This window comes from Rhizobium sp. Root483D2 (genome assembly GCF_001426685.1).
Taxonomy (GTDB): domain Bacteria; phylum Pseudomonadota; class Alphaproteobacteria; order Rhizobiales; family Rhizobiaceae; genus Pararhizobium; species Pararhizobium qamdonense.
In genome coordinates, this window is the sequence record NZ_LMFB01000044.1 from 287,319 (window position 1) to 308,584 (window position 21,266).

Annotated in this window: 20 protein-coding genes; 6 read left to right on the forward strand and 14 right to left on the reverse strand. The window is 60.1% G+C overall.

The annotated features are described in order from the left end of the window. Nucleotides 1-43 precede the first annotated feature (43 nt). From ASD32_RS28565 to ASD32_RS28575, 3 genes are all read right to left on the reverse strand, one after another. Nucleotides 44-2,365, reverse strand: a complete 2,322-nt coding sequence (locus tag ASD32_RS28565; protein WP_060641391.1) for a Tex family protein — start codon at nucleotides 2,363-2,365, stop codon at nucleotides 44-46. 125 nt (nucleotides 2,366-2,490) lie between these two features. Further along, nucleotides 2,491-3,747, reverse strand: coding sequence for a cyclopropane-fatty-acyl-phospholipid synthase family protein (locus ASD32_RS28570; RefSeq protein WP_060641392.1), 1,257 nt, complete (start codon nucleotides 3,745-3,747; stop codon nucleotides 2,491-2,493). A gap of 303 nt (nucleotides 3,748-4,050) precedes the next feature. After that, on the reverse strand, nucleotides 4,051-5,049 hold the full coding sequence (locus tag ASD32_RS28575; protein WP_060641393.1) for a glutathione S-transferase family protein: 999 nt from the start codon (nucleotides 5,047-5,049) through the stop codon (nucleotides 4,051-4,053). Nucleotides 5,050-5,234: 185 nt separating this feature from the next. Between ASD32_RS28575 and ASD32_RS28580 the strand changes: the two genes are divergently transcribed. From ASD32_RS28580 to arsH, 3 genes are read left to right on the forward strand one after another with little or no spacing between them, the layout of a single operon-like run. Further along, a complete protein-coding gene (locus ASD32_RS28580) occupies nucleotides 5,235-5,591 on the forward strand; it encodes a helix-turn-helix transcriptional regulator (RefSeq protein ID WP_060641394.1) in 357 nt (118 codons plus the stop codon). Between the two features lie 34 nt (nucleotides 5,592-5,625). After that, on the forward strand, nucleotides 5,626-6,048 hold the full coding sequence (gene arsC / locus ASD32_RS28585; RefSeq protein ID WP_060641395.1) for an arsenate reductase (glutaredoxin): 423 nt from the start codon (nucleotides 5,626-5,628) through the stop codon (nucleotides 6,046-6,048). Further along, nucleotides 6,023-6,748: an arsenical resistance protein ArsH gene (gene arsH, locus ASD32_RS28590; protein WP_060641396.1), complete on the forward strand. Its 726-nt coding sequence runs from the start codon at nucleotides 6,023-6,025 to the stop codon at nucleotides 6,746-6,748. The genes arsC and arsH overlap by 26 nt, the downstream gene beginning before the upstream one ends. A gap of 36 nt (nucleotides 6,749-6,784) precedes the next feature. Here arsH and era read toward each other — a convergent pair whose 3' ends face one another. The 8 genes from era to rpoZ form a co-directional block, all read right to left on the reverse strand. Beyond that, a complete protein-coding gene (gene era / locus ASD32_RS28595) occupies nucleotides 6,785-7,729 on the reverse strand; it encodes a GTPase Era (RefSeq protein WP_060641459.1) in 945 nt (314 codons plus the stop codon). A 98-nt stretch (nucleotides 7,730-7,827) separates the two neighbouring features. Further along, a complete protein-coding gene (gene rnc / locus ASD32_RS28600) occupies nucleotides 7,828-8,544 on the reverse strand; it encodes a ribonuclease III (RefSeq protein WP_060641397.1) in 717 nt (238 codons plus the stop codon). Next, on the reverse strand, nucleotides 8,541-9,287 hold the full coding sequence (lepB, locus tag ASD32_RS28605) for a signal peptidase I (protein ID WP_060641398.1): 747 nt from the start codon (nucleotides 9,285-9,287) through the stop codon (nucleotides 8,541-8,543). The genes rnc and lepB overlap by 4 nt, the downstream gene beginning before the upstream one ends. Before the next feature lie 190 nt (nucleotides 9,288-9,477). Then, the gene (gene acpS / locus ASD32_RS28610) at nucleotides 9,478-9,885 is read right to left on the reverse strand and encodes a holo-ACP synthase (RefSeq protein WP_060641399.1); all 408 of its coding nucleotides are present in this window, start codon (nucleotides 9,883-9,885) and stop codon (nucleotides 9,478-9,480) included. Between the two features lie 85 nt (nucleotides 9,886-9,970). After that, nucleotides 9,971-10,549 (reverse strand): DUF2062 domain-containing protein, encoded by a 579-nt coding sequence (locus ASD32_RS28615; RefSeq protein WP_060641400.1) that lies wholly within the window; start codon nucleotides 10,547-10,549, stop codon nucleotides 9,971-9,973. A 220-nt stretch (nucleotides 10,550-10,769) separates the two neighbouring features. Continuing rightward, nucleotides 10,770-10,922, reverse strand: a complete 153-nt coding sequence (locus ASD32_RS29290) for a DUF3563 domain-containing protein (RefSeq protein WP_082546971.1) — start codon at nucleotides 10,920-10,922, stop codon at nucleotides 10,770-10,772. A 241-nt stretch (nucleotides 10,923-11,163) separates the two neighbouring features. Next, a complete protein-coding gene (locus ASD32_RS28625) occupies nucleotides 11,164-13,386 on the reverse strand; it encodes a bifunctional (p)ppGpp synthetase/guanosine-3',5'-bis(diphosphate) 3'-pyrophosphohydrolase (protein WP_060641460.1) in 2,223 nt (740 codons plus the stop codon). Between the two features lie 176 nt (nucleotides 13,387-13,562). Next, a complete protein-coding gene (gene rpoZ / locus ASD32_RS28630) occupies nucleotides 13,563-13,970 on the reverse strand; it encodes a DNA-directed RNA polymerase subunit omega (RefSeq protein ID WP_060641402.1) in 408 nt (135 codons plus the stop codon). Nucleotides 13,971-14,555: 585 nt separating this feature from the next. On the opposite strand from rpoZ, the gene ASD32_RS28635 reads away from it, so the two are divergent. Beyond that, entirely contained in the window at nucleotides 14,556-15,134 is a 579-nt protein-coding gene (locus ASD32_RS28635) for an NYN domain-containing protein (protein ID WP_060641403.1), read from the forward strand. 66 nt (nucleotides 15,135-15,200) lie between these two features. On the opposite strand, the gene smpB is transcribed toward ASD32_RS28635, so the two are convergent. Both smpB and dapA read right to left on the reverse strand, forming a co-directional pair. After that, nucleotides 15,201-15,677, reverse strand: a complete 477-nt coding sequence (gene smpB, locus ASD32_RS28640) for an SsrA-binding protein SmpB (protein WP_060641404.1) — start codon at nucleotides 15,675-15,677, stop codon at nucleotides 15,201-15,203. Beyond that, the gene (dapA, locus tag ASD32_RS28645) at nucleotides 15,677-16,561 is read right to left on the reverse strand and encodes a 4-hydroxy-tetrahydrodipicolinate synthase (RefSeq protein ID WP_060641405.1); all 885 of its coding nucleotides are present in this window, start codon (nucleotides 16,559-16,561) and stop codon (nucleotides 15,677-15,679) included. Before dapA ends, smpB begins: the two co-directional genes overlap by 1 nt. A 299-nt stretch (nucleotides 16,562-16,860) precedes the next feature. On the opposite strand from dapA, the gene ASD32_RS28650 reads away from it, so the two are divergent. Together ASD32_RS28650 and ASD32_RS28655 are read left to right on the forward strand one after the other, a co-directional pair. Beyond that, nucleotides 16,861-18,963, forward strand: coding sequence for a lytic transglycosylase domain-containing protein (locus tag ASD32_RS28650; RefSeq protein ID WP_060641406.1), 2,103 nt, complete (start codon nucleotides 16,861-16,863; stop codon nucleotides 18,961-18,963). Nucleotides 18,964-19,287: 324 nt separating this feature from the next. Further along, nucleotides 19,288-20,211 (forward strand): alpha/beta hydrolase, encoded by a 924-nt coding sequence (locus tag ASD32_RS28655; RefSeq protein ID WP_060641407.1) that lies wholly within the window; start codon nucleotides 19,288-19,290, stop codon nucleotides 20,209-20,211. A 103-nt stretch (nucleotides 20,212-20,314) separates the two neighbouring features. On the opposite strand, the gene ASD32_RS28660 is transcribed toward ASD32_RS28655, so the two are convergent. Then, nucleotides 20,315-21,266 (reverse strand): porin (locus ASD32_RS28660; RefSeq protein ID WP_082546977.1); only part of this gene is annotated, 952 nt, incomplete at its 5' end.

Consider the following 21,266-nt stretch of genomic DNA (forward strand, 5'->3'; position numbering starts at 1 on the left):
TTGCCGGAGGTCCGCGCAACCGGACGTCCCGGTGATCAAAATCCTATTTCCGCTTCATGGCCTCGGCGAGTGCCGCGCCAAACGCACCTTGCGACGGGGCCTGCGGTTTCTGCTGCTGGACCCGGGACAAGGTCTGGCGCGCCTGTGCAGCCGCCTTCGGATCGCTCTTCATCTCGCGCCCGCCTGACTCTGCGGCACCTTCCTTGCGCATGGTGAGCGCGATGCGCTTGCGGGGGATATCGACCTCGGTGACGCGCACCTGCACGACATCGCCGGCTTTCACCACCTCATGCGGGTCCTTGACGAAACGGTCGGCGAGTTGCGAGACATGCACCAGCCCGTCCTGATGCACGCCGATATCGACGAAGGCGCCGAAGGCGGCAACGTTGGTGACCGTGCCTTCGAGCAGCATGCCCGGCTTCAGATCCTTGATGTCATCGACGCCATCGGCAAAGGTGGCCGTCTTAAAGGACGGGCGCGGATCCCGGCCGGGCTTTTCGAGTTCGGCGAAAATGTCCTTGACGGTCGGCAGGCCGAAGCGCTCATCGACGAAGGTTTTCGGATCGAGGCTCTTCAGTGCGGCGCTATCGCCCATGATGGCGCGCAGATCGCGGCCGCAGGCGGCAACGATCTTCTTGGCCACGCCATAGGCTTCCGGATGGACAGACGAAGCATCGAGCGGCTCCTTGCCATCGCGGATGCGCAGAAAGCCGGCGCATTGTTCGAACGTGCGGGCGCCGAGACGCGGCACTTTCATCAGTTCCTTGCGGCTGGTAAAGGCGCCGGTCGCATCGCGATGGGCGACGATGGCTTCAGCCGAGGACTTGCCGAGACCGGAGACGCGGGCCAGCAGCGGGGCGGACGCCGTATTCAGATCAACGCCCACCGCATTCACCGCATCTTCGACGACGGCCTCGAGCGAGCGGTTGAGACGGCCCTGATCGACGTCATGCTGATACTGGCCGACGCCGATCGATTTCGGCTCGATCTTCACCAGTTCGGCGAGCGGATCCTGCAGGCGGCGGGCAATCGAGACGGCACCGCGCAGGGAGACGTCAAGGCCTGGAAATTCATCGGCAGCGGCCTGCGATGCGGAATAGACCGATGCGCCCGCTTCCGAAACGATCACCTTGGTGGGCTTGGAACCGGCCGGCAATTGCGTCAGCATATCGGCGACCAGGCGTTCGGTCTCGCGGCTGCCGGTGCCGTTGCCGATGGCGATCAGTTCGACCTTGTGCTTGCGGATCAGGCTCGCCAGTTCGGCCTGCGTGCCACGAATGTCGTTCTTGGGCGGGAAAGGATAGACGGTCGTGGTTTCCAGCAGCTTGCCGGTACCATCGACGACGGCCACCTTGACGCCGGTGCGGATACCCGGATCAAGGCCCATCGTGGCGCGCGATCCGGCGGGGGCTGCAAGCAGCAAGTCCTTCAGATTGCGGGCAAAGACGTGGATCGCCTCCTCTTCGGCCCGCTCGCGCAATTCGCGCATCAGGTCGAGCGACAGCGATAGTGAGAGCTTGACGCGCCAGGTCCAGCCGATCATGTCCATCAGCCACGTATCGCCGGGCAGCGTGCCGCCGATCTTGTAGACGGCGGCGATGGTGCGCTCGACGGGTTTGACCGGGGACGTGTCGTCGAGATCGACGACGATATCGACGGAGAGGAATTCCTCGTTCCAGCCGCGCAGCATGGCCAGCGCGCGGTGCCCGGCCACCGTCGCCCATTTTTCCGAATGATCGAAATAATCCGAAAACTTGGCGCCGGCCTCCTGCTTTCCCTCGACAACCTTGGAGCGGATCTGCGCCACCTGGCGCATATGGGCACGCAGCCGGCCGAGCAGATCGGCATTTTCGCTGATACCTTCGGCAATGATGTCACGGGCGCCGTCGAGCGCTGTTTTTACATCCGGCACCTCGGCGGTGATATAGGCGCCGGCGCGGTCGGCGGGTGCAATCGTGCGGTCGGCCAGGATGGCTTCGGCAAGCGGCCCCAAGCCACGTTCGCGGGCAATCTCGGCCTTGGTGCGGCGCTTGGGCTTATAGGGCAGATAGATGTCTTCCAGTTCCGCCTTGGTCGTCACACCGGCGATCTTGGCTTCCAGCTCCGCCGTCAGCTTGTCCTGGCTGCGGATTGAATCGAGGATCGAGGTCCGGCGCGCCTCGAGTTCACGCAGATAGACCAGCCGTTCGGCGAGATTGCGCAGCTGCGTATCGTCCAGCCCACCGGTCACTTCCTTGCGGTAGCGGGCGATGAAGGGAACGGTCGCGCCCTCGTCCAGAAGCTCAATGGCTGCGATCGCCTGGGCGGGCGTCGCCTTGATTTCCTGGGCGATGAGGACAGCGATGGATTTTGATGGCAGGGACATGGCATTCCGTGGTTTGCGGTGATTTGGCGGGAACCATAGATGCACATGCCTTCAAGGCCAAGTGAAGGCGCAAGCCATCACGGGGGCGTCCACAGATGGATGGCGATGACGTGGCCGCCGGTGGCTCAGAATTCCACCGGCTCGAGCGGCGCACGGGTCTTTTCGAAGTCGCGCAAGGCCGCTTCCCGCTCGGAAATATAGTTGCGCGTAAAGGGCACCGCCTCCAGCTCGTGCGACAGCTGAATCTGGAAGATCGACAGGTTGTCGTAAAGGAAGGCCGTTTCCGACGAGGCGAGATAGAACTCCCACATGCGGAAGAACCGCTCGTCGTAAAGCCGGATCGCTTCTTCCTTGCGGGCGGTGAACCGCTCGCGCCAGGCCCGCAGCGTGTGGGCATAGTGCATCGGCAGGATTTCGATATCGCGGATCACCAGCCGCGCCTTTTCGATCGCGGGCACCACTTCCGACAGCGCCGGCATGTAGCCGCCGGGGAAGATATATTTCTCGATCCAGGGATTGGTCGCCCAGGGCTTTTCCGCCTGGCCGATCGAATGCAGTACCATCACGCCCTTGGGCGCCAAAAGGCCGGCCATCTTGGTGAAGAAATTGCCGTAATTTGCCATGCCGACATGCTCGAACATGCCGACAGAGACGATGCGGTCGAACTGGCGATCGACCATCGTGCGGTAATCCTGCAGCTCGAAGCGGACGCGGTCCTCAAGCCCGCGCTTTTGCGCCCGGACGCGCGAGACTTTCAGCTGTTCCTCGCTGAGCGTAATGCCGGTGACATTCACGCCAGAGGATTCGGCCAGATACATGCCCATGCCGCCCCAGCCGGAACCGACCTCCAGCACCGTTTGTCCGGGCTGCAGCAGGAGCTTGGCGGCGATATGGCGCTTCTTGGCCGCCTGTGCCTCGTCCAGACTGATGCCGGGCGGGTCGAAATAGGCGCAGGAATATTGCCAGTCCTGATCCAGAAACAAATCGAACAGCTTGCCGTCGAGATCGTAGTGATGGGCGACATTGTGCTTGTTGCGATTGACCGGCAGGCGGCTCTTGATCTGCTGTTCGGCCACATGCAGAAGCGCTGTTGCCGTATTGCTGATGGTGGCCGCCTTTTCCAGGCCGTTGGCCTTCACCATCGATATCAGATCGAAGATATTGCCCTCGTCGATAACGATGCGGCCTTCGACATACATTTCGCCGAAGCGCAGGCCCGGATCGCGCAGGATGGCCTTTTCGGCCTCCTCATCCAGCGTTCGCACGGTGACGGGAATGCCGGACCCGTCGCCGAGAATGGCACGTTCTCCAGACGAGAGGATGAGTGTCAGATTGCCTTTTTGAACCAGCCGGCGGAAAATTCTCAGAAATGTCGTGTTCATTCCGGACCTCGACCACAGATGCTAAAACATTCTGGTGAATGGTCACGTGCCGCCGGCCTTGGTTATGCCGGACGTTCGGAAACGAGAAGAACCGCAGCTGGAGCGCCGTCGGCGTCGTCCGGGACAGACGGGATGTGCGGCAACACTGAAACGGTCGCCGTCCGGCTGCCGGACAGATCGTCTGGGCACCCCGGCCGGGGAGCTCTATCCATCAGAACATCCGCTAGGATAATTCCATTTTAGCATTGCGCAATAGGTGCACTGGTCCCTCAAGGATTTATTTGCTTAGCAAATCCTTCGCGGTCAAACCGCCATTACACCCTCGCCTGCAAGCCTTTCGCGATCATGCGGACGATCGAGGTCGAGCTCTGGGCCGAGCGGCACGATCAAGGTTGGGTTGATATGGGCGATGGAGTAATAGCCGCGCTTGATATGATCGATCCGCGCCGTCTCGCGGATGCCGGGCCATTGATAGATTTCCCGCAGGTAATTCGACAGGCTGGGATAGTCCTCCAGACGCCGCAGATTGCATTTGAAAGCGCCGTGATAGGCGGCATCGAAGCGGATCAGCGTAACGAAGAGGCGGATATCGGCTTCGGTGAAATGGGTGCCCGCAATATAGCGGTTGCTCGAAAGATGCTCTTCCAGCGTATCCAGCATGCCGAAAAGGCTGGTGACCGCTTCCTCATAGGCGCCTTGCGTCCTGGCAAAGCCTGCCCGGTAGACACCGTTGTTGACCCGGTCGTAAATCGGCGCGTTCCAGCGGTCGATGACCGGCCGCAGGCTTTGCGGATAGAAATCCTGGCTATCGCCCGTCAGATGGTTGAAGGCCGTGTTGAGGATGCGGATGATATCGGCGGACTCGTTGTTGACGATTCGGCCTTGCTTGCGATCCCACAGCACCGGCACGGACACCTTGCCGGTATAGTGCGGGTCCGATGCGGTGTAGAGTTCATGCTGATAGCGGATCTTGCCGGCGCGCGGACCGGCATCCTGCGGCTCCTGATAGGTCCAGCCGTTTTCGCCAAGTTCCGGCTCGGAGATCGACACTGCAACAATATCCTGCAGTCCTTTCAGGGCGCGCATCATCAGCGTGCGCGACGCCCAGGGGCAGATGAAGGCGACGAAGAGCTGATAGCGCCCGGCTTCAGCTGGAAAAGCCGCCTGCCCCTCCGGCCCCGGCGATCCATCGGCCGTGATCCAGCTGCGAAAGCTGGTCGGCTCGCGGTGAAAGGCGCCGTTCTTCATCTCGCTGGCGGCGACATCCCCGGTTTCCCATTTTCCATCGACCAGCTGCGGCATTGTCTCGTCCCGTCCTTGTCCCGGCAAAAGCCCGGAACTGCCGGGCCGTCACTCCCTCTGAAATCTCATGGGCCTGCAAAAACGGCAAGGGTGCAGACCCGCAACAGACTGTTCGATGATCGGCACCGCCGTTCGGCCTGGCAAAATGCTTGACGAGTGAGTATCATGTCGATAAATCTCGACATATGGACAATATTGACACTATCGCGGCTTTCGCAGCCCTTGCCCAGACCACGCGCCTGGATTCCTTCCGGCTGCTCGTGACCCACGAACCGGACGGACTGCCCGCCGGCGAAATCGCCCGGCAGCTGAACGTTCCCCACAACACCATGTCCACCCATCTGGCGATCCTGCAGCGTGCCGGGCTGATCACGGCGGAGCGGCAGAGCCGGTCGATCGTCTACCGCGCCAGCCTCGACAGCCTGCGCACCGTGGTGACGTTTCTCGTCAAGGATTGCTGCTCGAGCCATCCCGATCTCTGCGCACCGCTGATCGACGACCTCGTGCCCTGCTGCGCGCCAAAGGAACAGGGCCATGCCTGAACACACATACGAACGCCCGCAACGAGAGCCAGCCATGACCGTCACCATTTACCACAATCCGGATTGCGGCACGTCGCGCAACACGCTGGCGATGATCCGCCATGCCGGGATCGAGCCAGATGTGATCGAGTATCTGCACAATCCGCCGGGACGGGACGAACTCAAGGCGATGATCGCGGCGGCTGGCCTTAGCGTGCGCGCCGCAATCCGCGAAAAGGGCACGCCGTTCGACGCGCTCGGGCTTGCCGATCCTGCACTCAGCGACGACCAGCTGCTCGATGCCATGCTGGCGCATCCTATCCTCATCAACCGGCCTTTCGTGATTACGCCGATGGGCACACGGCTATGCCGGCCGTCCGAGGTCGTGCTCGGCATCTTGCCCGATACGCATCAAGGCGCTTTTGCCAAGGAAGACGGCGAACAGGTGCTCGATGCTGGGGGCAAGCGCATTGTCTGATATTCCCGCAGCCAGCACCGACCATCTTGCCCAACCGGATATCGCGGCTTTGCGGCCGGCATTTTCCAGCCACCCGCCGCGCATTCTCATCCTCTACGGCTCCTTGCGGAGTGTGTCCTACAGCCGTCTTCTGGCGCAGGAGGCGGGCCGCCTGCTCACGCATTTCGGCGCGCAGGTGGAATTTTTCAATCCGGAAGGCTTGCCCCTGCCCGACGCCGCCCCGGCCAGTCATCCGAAAGTGCAGGAATTGCGGGAGCTATCCTTGTGGTCGGAAGGTCAGGTCTGGGTGAGCCCGGAGCGGCACGGCGCCATGAGCGGCATCCTGAAGGCGCAGATCGACTGGATCCCGCTCTCGGTCGGATCGGTGCGGCCGACGCAAGGGCGCACGCTGGCGATCATGCAGGTCAGCGGCGGTTCGCAGAGCTTCAACGCGCTCAACCAGATGCGCATTCTCGGCCGCTGGATGCGGATGATCACCATCCCCAACCAGTCCTCCGTCGCCAAGGCCTACCAGGAATTCGACGCCGACGGCCGGATGAAGCCATCGCCCTATTATGACCGCGTTGTCGATGTGATGGAGGAACTGATGAAGTTCACGCTGTTGACGCGCGATGCCTCAAGCTATCTCACCGACCGCTACAACGAACGCAAGGAAGAGGCAGGCAAACTAGAACAGCGTGTCGCGCTGAAGAGCATCTGACGAAGTGAAAAAGGCGCCGTTTCCGGCGCCTTCGTCTTACTTCGGGAATTCCAGGCCCATTTCGCGGAAACGTTCGGGGTCGTCGCCCCAGTTTTCGCGGACCTTGACGAACAGGAACAGGTGGACCGGCTGTTCGAGGATTTCGGAGAGTTCCTTGCGCGACGCCATGGAGATCGCCTTGATGGCGTCGCCGTTCTTGCCGAGCGCAATCTTTTTCTGGCTGTCGCGCTCGACATAGATGACCTGCTCGATGCGCACCGAGCCGTCCTTGCGCTCTTCCCATTTCTCCGTTTCGACATGCGACGAATAGGGCAGTTCCTGATGCAGGCGCAGGAACAGCTTTTCACGGGTGATTTCGGCGGCGAGCTGGCGCATCGGCAGATCGGAAATCTGGTCTTCCGGATAGTACCAGGGGCCTTCCGGCAGCTTCATGGCGAGATAGTCGAGCACGTCGTCGCAGCCGGAACCGGTCAGCGCCGAGATCATGAACGTGCGCTCGAAATCGACGAATTCGTTGGCGGCGGTCGCAAGCTTCAGCAGGTCTTCGCGCTCGACCTGGTCGATCTTGTTGAGAACCAGCATCTTCGGCTGTTCAACATGCTTCAACCCTTCAAGGATGGTTTCCGCATCGCCTTTCAGGCCGCGTTCGCTGTCGATCAGCATCATGATCGCGTCGGCGTCCTTGGCGCCGCCCCAGGCGGTCGTCACCATGGCGCGGTCCAGACGGCGGCGCGGCTTGAAAATGCCGGGCGTGTCCATGAAAACGATCTGGGCGCGCTTGTGAATGGCAATGCCGCGCACGATGGCGCGGGTCGTCTGTACCTTGTGGCTGACGATCGACACCTTGGCGCCGACCAGCTTGTTGACCAGCGTCGATTTGCCGGCATTGGTGGCGCCGATCAGGGCGACGAAACCGGACCGGGTCGGGCCCTCTCCGGTGTCTACTGCTGTTGGTTCTGTTTCGCTCATCGTGTCCGTCATTTCCGATTGGGCGACCGGGCGCCGCTGCGGCGCGCAAAATCGCATTGTCCGTCAAAGGATTGCCTGATCTTTCGGGAGGAACCGTGCCTCCGGACAGATCAGGCCGTCGTCGCTTTCTTCCAGACGCCTTCGCGCTCCAGAATTTTCGTGGCGGCCACCTGTTCGGCAGCGCGCTTGGACCGGTCGATGCCCGTTTCGGGGCCGATGCCGGGTATATCGACCGTCACAGTGAAGCGCGGATCGTGATCCGGGCCGGAGCGGTCGTCGATGCGGTAGCTTGGCGTCACGCCGAACTTGGCATGGGCCCATTCCTGCAATTCGGTCTTGGCATCGCGCCGCGCGCCATCAACCCGGCTTGCCCGCGACGACCAGTGCCTCTGGATGAAGCCACGGGCCGCCTCCAGCCCGCCGTCGAGATAGATCGCCGCGATCAGCGACTCTACCACATCGGCGCGCACATTGAGCATCGATTTTCCCGTGAGTTTCTTCACGTCGGCGCCGGTACGGATGAACAGATGCAGGGACAAGGAATCGGCCACAAGCGCGCAGCTATCGGCGCTGACGAGCTGGTTGAGGCGAACCGAAAGCTCGCCCTCGTCGGCATCCTTGAACGTGTCGAACAGAAGTTCGGCAACGCAGAGCCCCAGCACGCGGTCGCCCAGAAATTCCAGCCGCTCGTAGTTGGACCCCTTGGCGTTGCGGGCGCTGGAATGGGTGAGCGCCCGGTCGAGCCGTTCCTTCTGGACAAAGCTGTAGCCGATCGTGACTTCCAGCCGCTGCCGGTCCTCGGTGTTCAGCGAACGGCCCTTGCTCATTCGACGCCCTTGAACAGGCGGTCGTAGCGCAGGTTGGCCGGCCATTTCCAGATTTCGCGGAAGGACGTGTCGTTGCCGAGCGAGAAGAAGATCATCGAGGCGCGGCCGATCAGGTTTTGCGCCGGCACGAAGCCGACGTCAAAACGGCTGTCGGCCGAATTGTCGCGGTTGTCGCCCATCATGAAATAATGGCCTGCGGGAACGATGAACTCGCGGGTATTGTCGCCGCGCGAATCGGGAAACTGGTCGAGCGTGTCGAAGTTGACGCCATTGTCGAGCGTCTCGCGATACACGGGCACATCGGCGCCGGTGTCATACTGATCGTCGGCGCGGAACATGCCGTCTGGCACGCGCTCAACGGCCTTGTCGTTGACATAGAGAATGCTGTCGCGCACCTGGACCTTATCGCCCGGCAGGCCGATCAGGCGCTTGATATAGTCGATGTCCGGGTTCGGCGGGAAACGGAACACCACGACATCGCCGCGCTTGGGTTCGCTGGCAAAGATCCGGCCTTCGAACAGGTCGGGAGAGAACGGCAGCGAGTATTTCGAATAGCCATAGGCGAACTTGTTGACGAAGATATAGTCGCCGACGAGCAGCGTCGGCATCATCGAGCCCGACGGGATGGTGAACGGCTGGAAAAATACCGTGCGGATCACCACGGCCAAGAGAAGCGCCTGGATGATGACCTTGACGTTTTCCCAAAGGCCGCCGGCCTGCTTCTTGTCGATATGTTCTGCCACGCGACTTGTTCCTTGATCTGGTCCCGCCCGCGCTTGAAAGCCGGGCGGAGAATTGCTTGATGTTCCGTATCCTGCCAGGTCATCCGATCGGAGGCTGCCTTCACGCCTATCGTGCGCGGCGCCGTCCTTTCAAATGAACCTCAGCCCGATTATACGGTCCACGTCATCGAGACATGCTCTAAACGCTTCCTCAATCTTGAGCAACGGGCAGAGCTTCAATTATGACGAAGGCCTGCGCCAGGGGAAAATCGTCGGTGATGGTCAAGTGGATGACACCGCGATGGCCATCCGGCAGGATTTCGGCCAGCCGCGCGGCAGCCCCGCCGGTCAATTGCATGGTCGGCTTGCCGCCCGGCAGGTTGACGACGCCCATATCCTTCCAGAACACGCCCTGCGAAAGACCGGTTCCCAAGGCCTTAGAACAGGCCTCCTTGGCGGCAAAGCGTTTGGCATAGGATTCGGCGCGGTTCTTGCGGCCTTCCGACTTGCGGATCTCGACATCCGTGAAGCAGCGATGGCTGAAACGTTCACCGAAGCGTTCAAGCGAACTGGCGATACGCCGGATGTCGATCAGGTCACTGCCGATGCCGATAATCATCGAAATGAAAATACCTTAAAAGAGGGGGCCACAGGCGCACCCGTACGCCCTTTGCCAAATATTGCGGTTCAACAGCCGTCAGCGCTCAGACGTCCTCAGCGAAGGCGACGCTGCGGGCGCGCAGCTTGTTTTGACGGCGCATCTGGCGGCGGGACTGGAACAGCCTGGCGGCATAAAAGGCTGCCACGTAGAAGACGGCCGCGCTGACCGCCGCAAGCGGCAATGAGCCGATCAGCATCGGCTTCAAGACCGGCTCCCAAAGATGCGAGAATTCGAGATGGCGCAGCATATGCAGGATATCCTGACCGGCCATCGCACCATTGCCCTCCGTCCCCAGCACGATCAGGCCAACCTCATAGGTGGCCGCCAGGATGAACGGGATGGTCAACGGATTGGCTAGAGCCGTTGAAATGCCGGCTGCGATCATGTTGCCGGACAGGAGATAGGCAAAGGCGAGCGCGATGAGAATGTGAAAGCCGACAAATGGCGTGGCGGAGGAGGCAGCACCGGCGGCAACGCCGACCGCGATCGAATGGGGCGAGGACGACAGGCGCAGCACGCGCATCGACAGATACCGCAGCCCGCGCGAAAAACCCTTTCGCGGCCACAGGAATTCACGGAGCTTTCCCGACCAGGTCGGCGGTTTTTTACGTCTGAACAACATAGGCTCTGATAGACGATGCGGATATGGCTGTTCAATGGCGGCTGCGCGAAAATCGGCATTTCAAGCGCTACAGGTGCAAAAACGCCGCGCTTGCGCTGATATTGGCGGGTAGTCCAGAAGCTGCGCATCAGGCGCAAAAAGACGAGCTGCTATACGCTCTTTGCATAGGTCCCGGCAGCCTGCCGAAGCAGGCAGCCGGACAGGGCAGTGATGGCAGAGATTAGAACGAGTTGCGGAACAGGCCGCGGTCGATCTGACGCTGACGGTATTCCAGGTCGATCCGGTCGAGCGAACCATTCAGATAGTTCAGTTCGCGGTCTTCGACAGACGGGACGCGCAGGGCGTTGGTGATCTTCTTCAGTTGCTTAAACATGGTAAACCTTCTTTCGTTTACCTCCCGACGCTGAAGATAGTGGACGCGGCGTTTATGCACCAGAGCTACTAAAAGGCGGCAGCCATGCACTCGGCGCATGGCCAGCCTATTTTCGCCTCAAAGAATGCACAATCAAACGGCAATTGCCGCCAAGCTATGCGCAAGAGCTGTCAATTCCGGCGAAACAGAGGCGCCGCCGGACTGGGCCGCCGTCAAACGATAGGCAAGCGCACTCGAGCCCTTACTCGAACACCCGCTTGACCGTGGAGACGCTTGGCAGGTCGCGGATCTGGGTGATCAGGTGGTTGAGCTGGCGCAAGTCCCAGACTTCGATATCCAGCTGGAACTCGCTGAAATCGGCCGCCACCTGCCCCATCGACAGGGTACGGATATTGATATCGCTGGTGGCGACGGCCTGGGCGATTTCGGCCAGTGTGCCGGGTTCGTTGAGCGCGTTGATCTGGATGCGCGCCATGAAGCGGGTGTTGTTGGCCTCATCCAGATCCCAGCGCACATCGATCCAGCGCTCGGATTCCTCGTCGAACTTCTGCAGGCTCGGCGACTGGATCGGGTAGATGGTGATCCCCTTGTCCTTCTCCATGATCCCGACGATGCGGTCGCCGGGCACTGCGCCGGACGCGCTGAAATGCACCTCGGCATTGCCGGACAGGCCGCGGATCGGCAGGGCTTCCGGCCCCTCTCCATCCAGGACATCGAACATGTCCTTGGGACGGCCGGGCAGTTTGAAGACCATGCCGGCGGCGCTGCGCATGTTGAACCAGCCATCGTCGCTGGGCTTGATGGTGACACGCTCGTCCTGGTGATCGGGATAGACCGCGCGCAGCACATCGAGCGAAGACAATTCACCACGGCCAACGGCAGCGATGGCATCCTCGATCTCCTTGTGGCCGAGCCGGTGCAGGACCGGCTTCATGCCCTCGCGGGTGAACGATTTGCCGGCGCGCTCGAACGTGCGCTCGAGAATACGGTAACCGAGGCCGGAATATTGCTTGCGCACGGCGGCACGGGTTGCACGCCGGATGGCGGCACGGGCCTTGCCGGTCACGACGATCTCTTCCCAGGCCGGCGGCGGCACCTGGATGCCGGAACGCACGATCTCGACCTCGTCGCCATTGTTGAGACGGGTGACCAGCGGCATAATGCGGCCATTGATCTTGGCGCCGACGCAGGTATCGCCGATATTGGTATGCACCGCATAGGCAAAATCGATCGGCGTCGCGCCACGCGGCAAAGCGATCAGCTGACCCTTCGGCGTGAAGCAGAAGACCTGGTCCTGAAACAGTTCGAGCTTGGTGTGCTCGAGAAATTCTTCGGGATTATCCCCTTCGGCCAGCGATTCTATCGTCCGGCGCAGCCAGGAATAGGCGTTCGACTTCGGCGACAGCTTCACCTCGCCGACCGGCTCGACGCTATCCTTGTAGAGCGTGTGCGCGGCAATGCCGTATTCGGCGATCTCGTGCATCAGCCGCGTGCGGATCTGCAGCTCGATGCGCTGGCGGGACGGACCGACGATGGTGGTGTGGATGGACTGGTAGTCGTTCTGCTTCGGCGTCGAGATATAATCCTTGAACCGGCCGGGAACGACGCGCCAGCGGGTGTGGACGATGCCGAGCGCCCGGTAGCAATCAGGAATATCGGCAACGATGATGCGGAAGCCCCAGACATCGGACAGCTGTTCGAAGGAGAGCGACTTCGACTGCATCTTCTTGAAGACGGAATAGGGCTTCTTCTGGCGCCCCTTGACCAGAGTGCCCGTCAGGCCCCTCGCCTGCAGCAGTTCGCCAAGCTCGTCCTCGATCTTCTTGATCAGCCCTTCATTGCGGGTCGACAGCTCTTCAAGGCGGCGGGTGACCGTCTCGAAGGCTTCGGGATTGATATGGCGGAAGGAGAGGTTTTCCAGTTCCTCGCGCATGTCCTGCATACCCATGCGGCCGGCCAGCGGCGCATAGATATCCATCGTCTCTTCAGAAATCCGCGCGCGCTTTTCCGCCGACATATGATCGAGCGTGCGCATATTGTGCAGCCGGTCGGCGAGCTTGACGAGCAGGACGCGCACATCATCGGAAATCGCCAGGAGCAGCTTGCGCAGGTTTTCCGCCTGCTTGGCCTTCTTGGTGACGAGATCGAGCTTCTTGATCTTGGTCAGCCCCTCGACCAGCGCGCCGATATCCTCGCCAAAAAGATCGTCGATTTCGGCGCGGGTCGCCGTCGTGTCCTCGATCGTGTCGTGCAAAAGAGCGACCGCGATGGTCGATTCATCGAGATGCATCTCAGTGAGAATGGCTGCGACTTCGAGAGGATGGGAGATATAGGGATCGCCGCTCGCCCGCTTCTGCTGGCCATGTTTCTGCATGGCGTAAACATAGGCCTTGTTGAGAAGCGCCTCGTTCACATCGGGCTTGTATTTTTGAACGCGCTCAACGAGCTCGTATTGGCGCATCATCCGCGAGGGGCTCCAGGAGAGGTCCGGAAAAAAAGAGGTCCGGAAAACAAAAAGTGCGCCAATCATAGGAGTGGCGCACTGCTTTGCAAATACCGGCGCCGCGCGAATTCCAAACGAAAACGCGGCATTGCATCAGAGCAGCGCGTCCGGCCGCAAGGCCGGACACCGCATTTGGCTCAATAATCGTCGCTTTTTTCCGGCGGAACCAGGCCTTCGATGCCGGCCAGCAGCTCTTCTTCCGACATGCGGTCGAATGTGACGACTTCCGGCTGATCGTCTTCGCCCGACTGATCGGCAAAAACGGAAGCAGCGTCGCCGCTGATCATCGAAGCCGGATCGGGCTCGGGCTCATCGACTTCGACATGCTTCTGCAGCGAGTGGATCAGGTCTTCCTTCAGATCGCCCGGCGACAGCGTCTCATCGGCGATTTCGCGCAGCGCCACGACGGGGTTCTTGTCGTTGTCGCGATCGATGGTGATGGCAGCGCCCTGCGAGATCAGGCGGGCACGGTGGCTTGCCAGAAGCACAAGCTCGAAACGGTTATCGACTTTGTCGATGCAATCTTCAACGGTGACGCGGGCCATTGCCTGTCCTTTGGATCTCAAGAGCGCAACTCAAATCACGGATGCCGTTCGACAACCCGTTGCTGCGCCGATTAACAACACCGGAACCCGCCCAGCCGTCGGCTTGACGGTATGCACAGCTCCGATTTCAGGAATTAACCTGCCCGATACAATCAAACCCACATAAATTCAAGTTTTTCCTGCAATGGGGAAAAAGATATCCGGAAATCCTTGCGGAACGCGCGGCTGCGATAAAATTAAAATCCGGTAACCACGGCGCATCGATTGGCTTTGACATCTGCCGAAATGATGATTGAATATCGCTAAACCCTGATGGGCCATGGAGAAATTGACATTCGCGCCGATGCCGCCCGGCCCCGCCCATCAGAAAAAAAATCTAAACAAAGCCGGATCTCTCTTATTTCTGGCAAAAAACTGCGAGAAATAGCTATTCCAAGCGCAATTTTCTTAGACTAAAGCGAATGCTGGCTTTAGAAAGCTGGAATATGATGAAATCTTAATGTATTCGGACTGTTCTGCCGCAAGGACGTTTATACTCGCCTGGGTTGAAAACAAAAAACATTGAGACAACAAAAAGGAATTACGATGTTCGACCCACGCGAAAAAATCGCGCTCTTTATCGATGGGGCCAACTTGTACGCCGCTTCGAAAAGCCTTGGTTTCGACATTGATTATCGCAAGCTTCTCAAAGCCTTCCAGAAGCGGGGTTACCTGCTTCGGGCGTATTATTACACGGCGCTGATCGAAGACCAGGAATATTCATCAATCCGGCCATTGATCGACTGGCTAGACTATAACGGTTACAAGGTTGTGACAAAGCCGGCCAAGGAATTCACTGATTCTCTCGGCCGCCGCAAGATCAAAGGCAACATGGATATCGAATTGGCCATCGATGCGATGGAACAGTCCGAAACCGTGGATCACCTGGTGATCTTTTCCGGCGACGGCGATTTCACCACCCTGGTGGAAGCGCTGCAGCGCAAGGGCCGCAAGGTTTCCGTGGTCTCCACCATGTCGACGCAACCCCCCATGATCGCCGACGACCTGCGCCGCCAAGCCGACCATTTCATCGAGCTTGTGAGCCTGAAAGCCGAAGTCGGCCGCGACCCTTCGGAACGCCCCGTGCGGGTGACCGAGCCGGTCCACGACGAATTCCACGATTGACATGAAAAAGGACCGGCTGATCATCCAGCCGGTCCTTTTTTTTAATATGCGAATGCCGCTTGCCGCTTAGCGATCCTTCAGCAACCGGCTCTTCTGTCGGTTCCAGTCGCGTTCCTTTTCGGTCTCGCGCTTGTCGTGCAGCTTCTTGCCCTTGCCCAATGCCAGTTCCAGTTTCGCCCTGCCCTGATCGTTGAAATAGATCTTGAGCGGGATGAGCGTCATGCCGTCGCGGTTGATCGCGCTTTGCAGCCGGTGGGCTTCCCGTTTGGACAGGAGAAGCTTGCGGCGGCGGCGCGGCTCGTGGTTGAAACGGTTGGCCTGCAGATATTCCGGCAGATAGGAATTGATCAGCCACATCTCGCCACCCTCGTCGGTGGCATAGGATTCGGCGATATTGGCTTTGCCTTCGCGCAGCGACTTGACCTCGGTTCCGGTCAAAACCAGACCGGCCTCGTAGGTATCCATGATCTCGTAATTGAAGCGGGCCTTCCGGTTCTCCGCGACAATTTTCTTGACCACACGCTGGCTGCCCTTCGGTGCCATCAGTTGATCAGCCCCGCATGGACAAGGGCCGCATCGATGGCAGCCTCGGTTGCCGGCTCTAAGGTGGACAGAAGCGGCGAACGGACGGTCCGGCTCATCTGGCGCAGGCGGTTGAGCGCGTATTTAGCGCCGCATAGGCCGGGCTCCATGAAGATCGCCTTGTGCAGCGGCATCAGCTTGTCCTGGTAGTCGAGCGCAGTTGCGTAATCACCGGCAAGCGTTGCTTCCTGGAACTGCGCGCACAGGCGCGGCGCCACATTGGCGGTGACCGAGATGCATCCGACGCCACCATGGGCGTTGAAACCGAGCGCGGTCGCGTCCTCGCCGGACAGTTGCACGAAGCCGGCGCCGCAGGACAGGCGCTGCTCGGAGACGCGCTCGATCTTGCCGGTCGCATCCTTGACGCCGATAATCGACGGATACGCCTTGTGCAGGGCGGCCATCGTCTCGACGCTCATATCCACAACCGACCGGCCGGGGATGTTATAGATGACAACAGGCAGCTTGATGCTTTCGGCGACAGCGGCAAAATGGGCGAACAGCCCCTTCTGGGTCGGCTTGTTATAATAGGGCGTCACCACCAGAACGGCGTCTGCGCCGGCTTTTTCGGCATGCTGCGCCAATTCGACAGCCTCTGTCGTGTTGTTGGAGCCGGCGCCGGCGATCACCGGCACGCGCTTGGCCGCCGTCTCGATGCACAGTTCCACCACACGTTTATGCTCGGCATGGGACAAAGTCGGCGATTCACCGGTCGTGCCGACCGGCACCAGACCGTGACTGCCTTCGCTGATCTGCCATTCGACATGCGCGGCAAAGCTATCCGTATCCACAGCGCCGGAGGCGGTGAACGGGGTGACGAGTGCGGGAATGGATCCCTTGAACATGCACGACTCCTGACGGCCCGGGAGCTTGAAACCAACCCACGCTTTAGCCGCATTTCATGGTTAGAAAACTGGCGCACCTTAATCATGTGCAATGCCTGCGGCAAGCTCTCTATCGCGCCATTCGTTGCCGGTTCCCGTCTATTGCGCCGGTTTGAGCGGCAGTTTCGCACTTTTCAGGGTAGGTCCATCGGCCAGAATAGACGCGGCGATATTTATGGGATTGAATGAAAACCGGTAACCTTTCGTTAGCAATTGCATCGCCAAATGAGAGACTGTCAGGGGCAAGCGTGGGGTTCTGGATGCGTGGGCAAATGTTACGCCGCATGATTGCGACGCTCAGCGCGTCGGCCGTGCTGTTCTCCGCCATTTCCGCTTCAGCGCAGGGCCTTCAGGTGCCCTTGCCCCGGTCGAAGCCGCAGGCACTGGTAGGGCAAACGCTGGTGAAGACCGGACGGGCACCCTCCTCCGGTGTTGCAAGTTCCGAGGTTACCGGCTCCATCATCTCTGCCACCGCCGCGATCCCGGTCAATTCGAACCTGAAAACCGGCCTTGACGCGCTCTCCAACCGGGATGCGGCAAAAGCCATTCTTGCGCGCGACGCGATGGCCAAGGGCACGCTCGACCGTCATATCCTGACCTGGGCGATTGCCACGTCCGGTCAAAAGGGCGTTCCGTCCTATGAGATCGCCGCCGCGCAGCAGGAATTGAAGGGCTGGCCGGGGCTGAGCGCATTGCGTGCCAATTCCGAACGCGCCATGTACCGCGAAAATCCGGCGCCCGCCGATATTCTCTCCGCGTTCGGCACGACGCGGCCGGAAACGCCGGATGGCACGATCATTCTGGCGCGGGCTCTGCAGGAGACGGGCGAGCGCAGCGCGGCAGCAAAATTGTTACGCGGCCTCTGGCTGAAAGATGCGCTCGACACGGAAACCGAGACCAAGATCCTGGCGGAATTTCCAAGCCTTCTGACGGCAGGCGACCACAAGCAGCGCATGGAAATGCTGCTCTATCGCGGCCGCCTCGACCAGGCCAGCCGTTTCAGCGATCTCGGCAAGGCGCAATCTTTGTACCGCGCCTGGATCGCCGTTGCCAAGAAGGCTGCAAATGCGGAGGCTTTGATTGCGGCTGTCGACCGTTCATGGGCCAATGAGCCGGCCTATCTGTTCATCCGGGTCGAATATCTGCGCAAGCAGCAGAAATATGAGGAAGCGGCCAAGCTTCTCGCCGGGCTTTCGAAAGACAAGGATGCGCTGGTCAATCCGGGCGAATGGTGGGTGGAACAGCGGATCATCAGCCGGGGTCTGCTCGACCAGGGCAAATTCAAGGCTGCCTATGCGATCGCTGCAAACCATTCGGCCGTCAATCCGGCCGATATTGTCGATGCCGAATTCCATGCCGGCTGGTATGCCCTGCGGGGTCTGAAGGACGCGCCAACCGCCGCGCAGCACTTTCAACGCATCCTGCAGGCCTCCAACCGGCCGATTTCGGTTTCGCGCGCCTGGTATTGGCTGGGACGTGCCGCCGAAGCCGGCGCTCCCGGCGATGCAAAGGACTATTTTGCCAAGGCAGCCACCCTTCCCGGCACCTTTTACGGACAGCTTGCCGCAGCGAAGCTCGGGCGCAAGGGGCTGAATGTCACCTATCCATCGCCGTCAGGCGACGATCGCGCCCGGTTCGAGGGCCGCGAGGCGGTGCAGGCGATTGCACGGCTGGAGGCGGCGGGGCATGGCTGGCGGGCTGACAATCTCTACCGGGCGCTGGCCGACGAGCTGACGAGCCCGGGAGAACTCGCCATTCTTTCGGCGCGCGCGGAAAAAGCCGGCGGCCATCAACTGTCGCTGCAGATCGGCAAGATTGCCTTTGGCCGCGGCATCGACGTTGCGGCCCTTGCCTTCCCGATCGGCGTCATTCCGGCCAATGCCAATATCAGCGGTGCGGGCAAGGCACTCGCCTATGCCATCGCCCGCCAGGAAAGCGCGTTCAATCCGGCCGCGATCTCGCCGGCCAATGCGCGCGGACTGCTGCAGATCCTGCCGGGAACGGCCAAGGGTGTCGCCGGGCGGCACGGCCTTGCCTATTCCCAGGAACGCCTGACGACCGACACCGCCTATAATGCCACGCTCGGCGCGCATTATCTCGGCGAACAGATCGACGATTTCGGCGGCTCCTACGTTCTGACCTTCATCGCCTATAATGCCGGTCCCCGACGCGTTCCGGACTGGATCAACCGCTATGGCGACCCGCGCGGCAAATCTATCGACGATGTCGTTGATTGGATCGAGCGCATTCCCTTTGCCGAGACCCGCAACTATGTGCAGCGGGTGATGGAGAATTATCAGGTCTATAAATCAAGGCTTGGACAGACCGCCGATATCGTCCAGGATCTGCGCGTGGGGCGTTAGCAGGCTGCCGACAAACCCTGTTGACGCTTGTTTGACGAGAGCGATACCCCACTCTCCGTCATCCTCGCCCTTGTGGCGGGGATCCATCGACCCGACGTCCGTCGGGTCAAAAAACTCTTTCAGCTCAAAGACTTGAGCTGACTGGATCCCCACCACAAGGGCGATGAGGGGATTTTGCAGCTCGCGCAATTTCCCAAATGGACTGCAAAATTCCGGGAATATGCTTTGTCAGCATCCTGTTAGAGCACCTCAAGCTGGGACAGCACTGAACAGCATAAAGCACAAACTCCCGCCGTCCCTCTTTCAGGTCCGGCGTTAGCCGCTATGCTTCTCCCAACATGTGCGAAGGGAGACATCGTGACGAACGGGATCAGCTTTCAGGAACACCGGTTTTCATCCAGCGACGGATTGCAGCTTTATGCGCGCGATTATGGCCATGCCGATCCGCAAACGGCGGCATCGTTGCCCATCGTTTGCCTGCCGGGCCTCAGCCGTAACAGCCGTGATTTTCATCGTCTGGCAATGCAGCTTTCAACCCAGCCGCAGCGCCCACGCCGCGTCATCGCGCTGGATTATCGCGGGCGCGGATCGTCGGACTGGGACACGGACAAAAGCCGGTACCAGCTTCCCGTGGAGGCGCAAGATGTCCTCAGCGCCTGCGAAAATCTTGGTATTGCAAAGGCAATCTTCATCGGCACGTCCCGCGGCGGCCTGATCCTGCATTTTCTCGCCGCCATGCGGCCCGCCCTGCTTGCAGGCGCCGCGCTCAACGACATCGGACCGGTCATCGAAATCGCCGGATTGCTGCAGATCCGGCACTATCTGCAGGCGCAGCAGCCGCTGCAATCCTTTGAACAGGCGATCGAAAGTCTGAAAAAGACGCATAGTGCGGCCTTCCCTGCCCTTGATGATGACGACTGGGCAGATATGGCGCAGGCGATTTTCCGGGAAAAAGACGGTGTCATCACCGCCGATTTCGATCCGGCCCTGATCGAGCCGTTGAAGAGCATCGACGCAGACACTCAAGTGCCGGATCTCTGGGCGCTTTACCAGGGCTTTCAGACGATGCCGCTGATGGTGATCCGGGGTGAAAATTCCAACATCCTGTCAGAAGCCACCGTCCTAGAGATGGGAAAACGGCATCCGGGCGTGAAAGTGGTGACCGCTGCCGGCCAAGGACATGCACCGCTGCTACACCGGCCGGATCTGCTGACGGACATGACCGCATTCATCGACGGGATTTCATAAGGTCGCCGACCCACTGGCGGTTTTACCCGCTAGACATACTGGCAAAACACAAAAAAGCCCGGTCTTTCGACCGGGCTTTCCATCACTGATATAAAATCAGAGATTAGAAGTCGCGCTGCAGACGAACGAAACCTCTCCACTGGCTGTCCGAAGCACCGGTCAGGCCATTGCCAGCTTCGTCAGCGTCTGTGTAGCTAACAGTTGCGAGCGAACGGAGGCCTTCAGTGATCTGGTAGCCAGCCGTCAGGCCAACGCGCCATGCATCAACGTTTACGAAGTCAACATCGCCGAAGTACTGAGCCGACGGGGTGATGAAGAGCTTGTCAGTAGCCTGGATCTTGTATTCAGCATAAGCCGACCACTCGGAAACGTCCCAGTAGTAGTTGGCGTCTGTTGCGTAGATACCAGCGATGCCGAGCGTGCCCGGGCCGATGTCAGCAGTGACGATCGCACGGAATGCAGCTTCTTCAGCGTTGAAGTCGTAGCTGCCGATGACCGTAGCCTTAACACCACCGAGGCTGAAGCCGATGAGACCGCCAGCGCCGATATCGTCGTTGCCGTTGTCGCCTGTACCAAAGAGGGCAGTTGCGCCTTCGAGTTCTTCAACAGCAACACCAACCTGGAACGTGCCACCATCGTAGGTGTAACGAATACCGTTGAGCGATGTGTCGTTCGAGGACAGAACGTCAGCTTCGCCGTTCAGATCGGCGTCCCACCATGTGTAGTAGTTACCAACGTCGAAGCCAGCAATGCTGATCCAGGCTGCGTCGAGGTAAACGCCATCATCCTGCTCGGCATTGATAACGATAGCCGAAGAAAGCGCACCATATTCAGTGTCGTTCTTGGCTTCGAATACCAGCTGACCGCGGGTGAATGCATTCAGGTCCGTGCTGTCATCGCTGAAGCCGTTTTCCTTGTATTCCAACTGTGTACGGACATAACCGCTGATCTTCAGGCAGGTTTCCGTGCCCGGGATGTAGAAGTAGCCTGTGCCGAATGCGTCGCAAACGCGAACGTATTCCAAAGGCTCCGGCTCAGCAGCTACGATTGCGTCA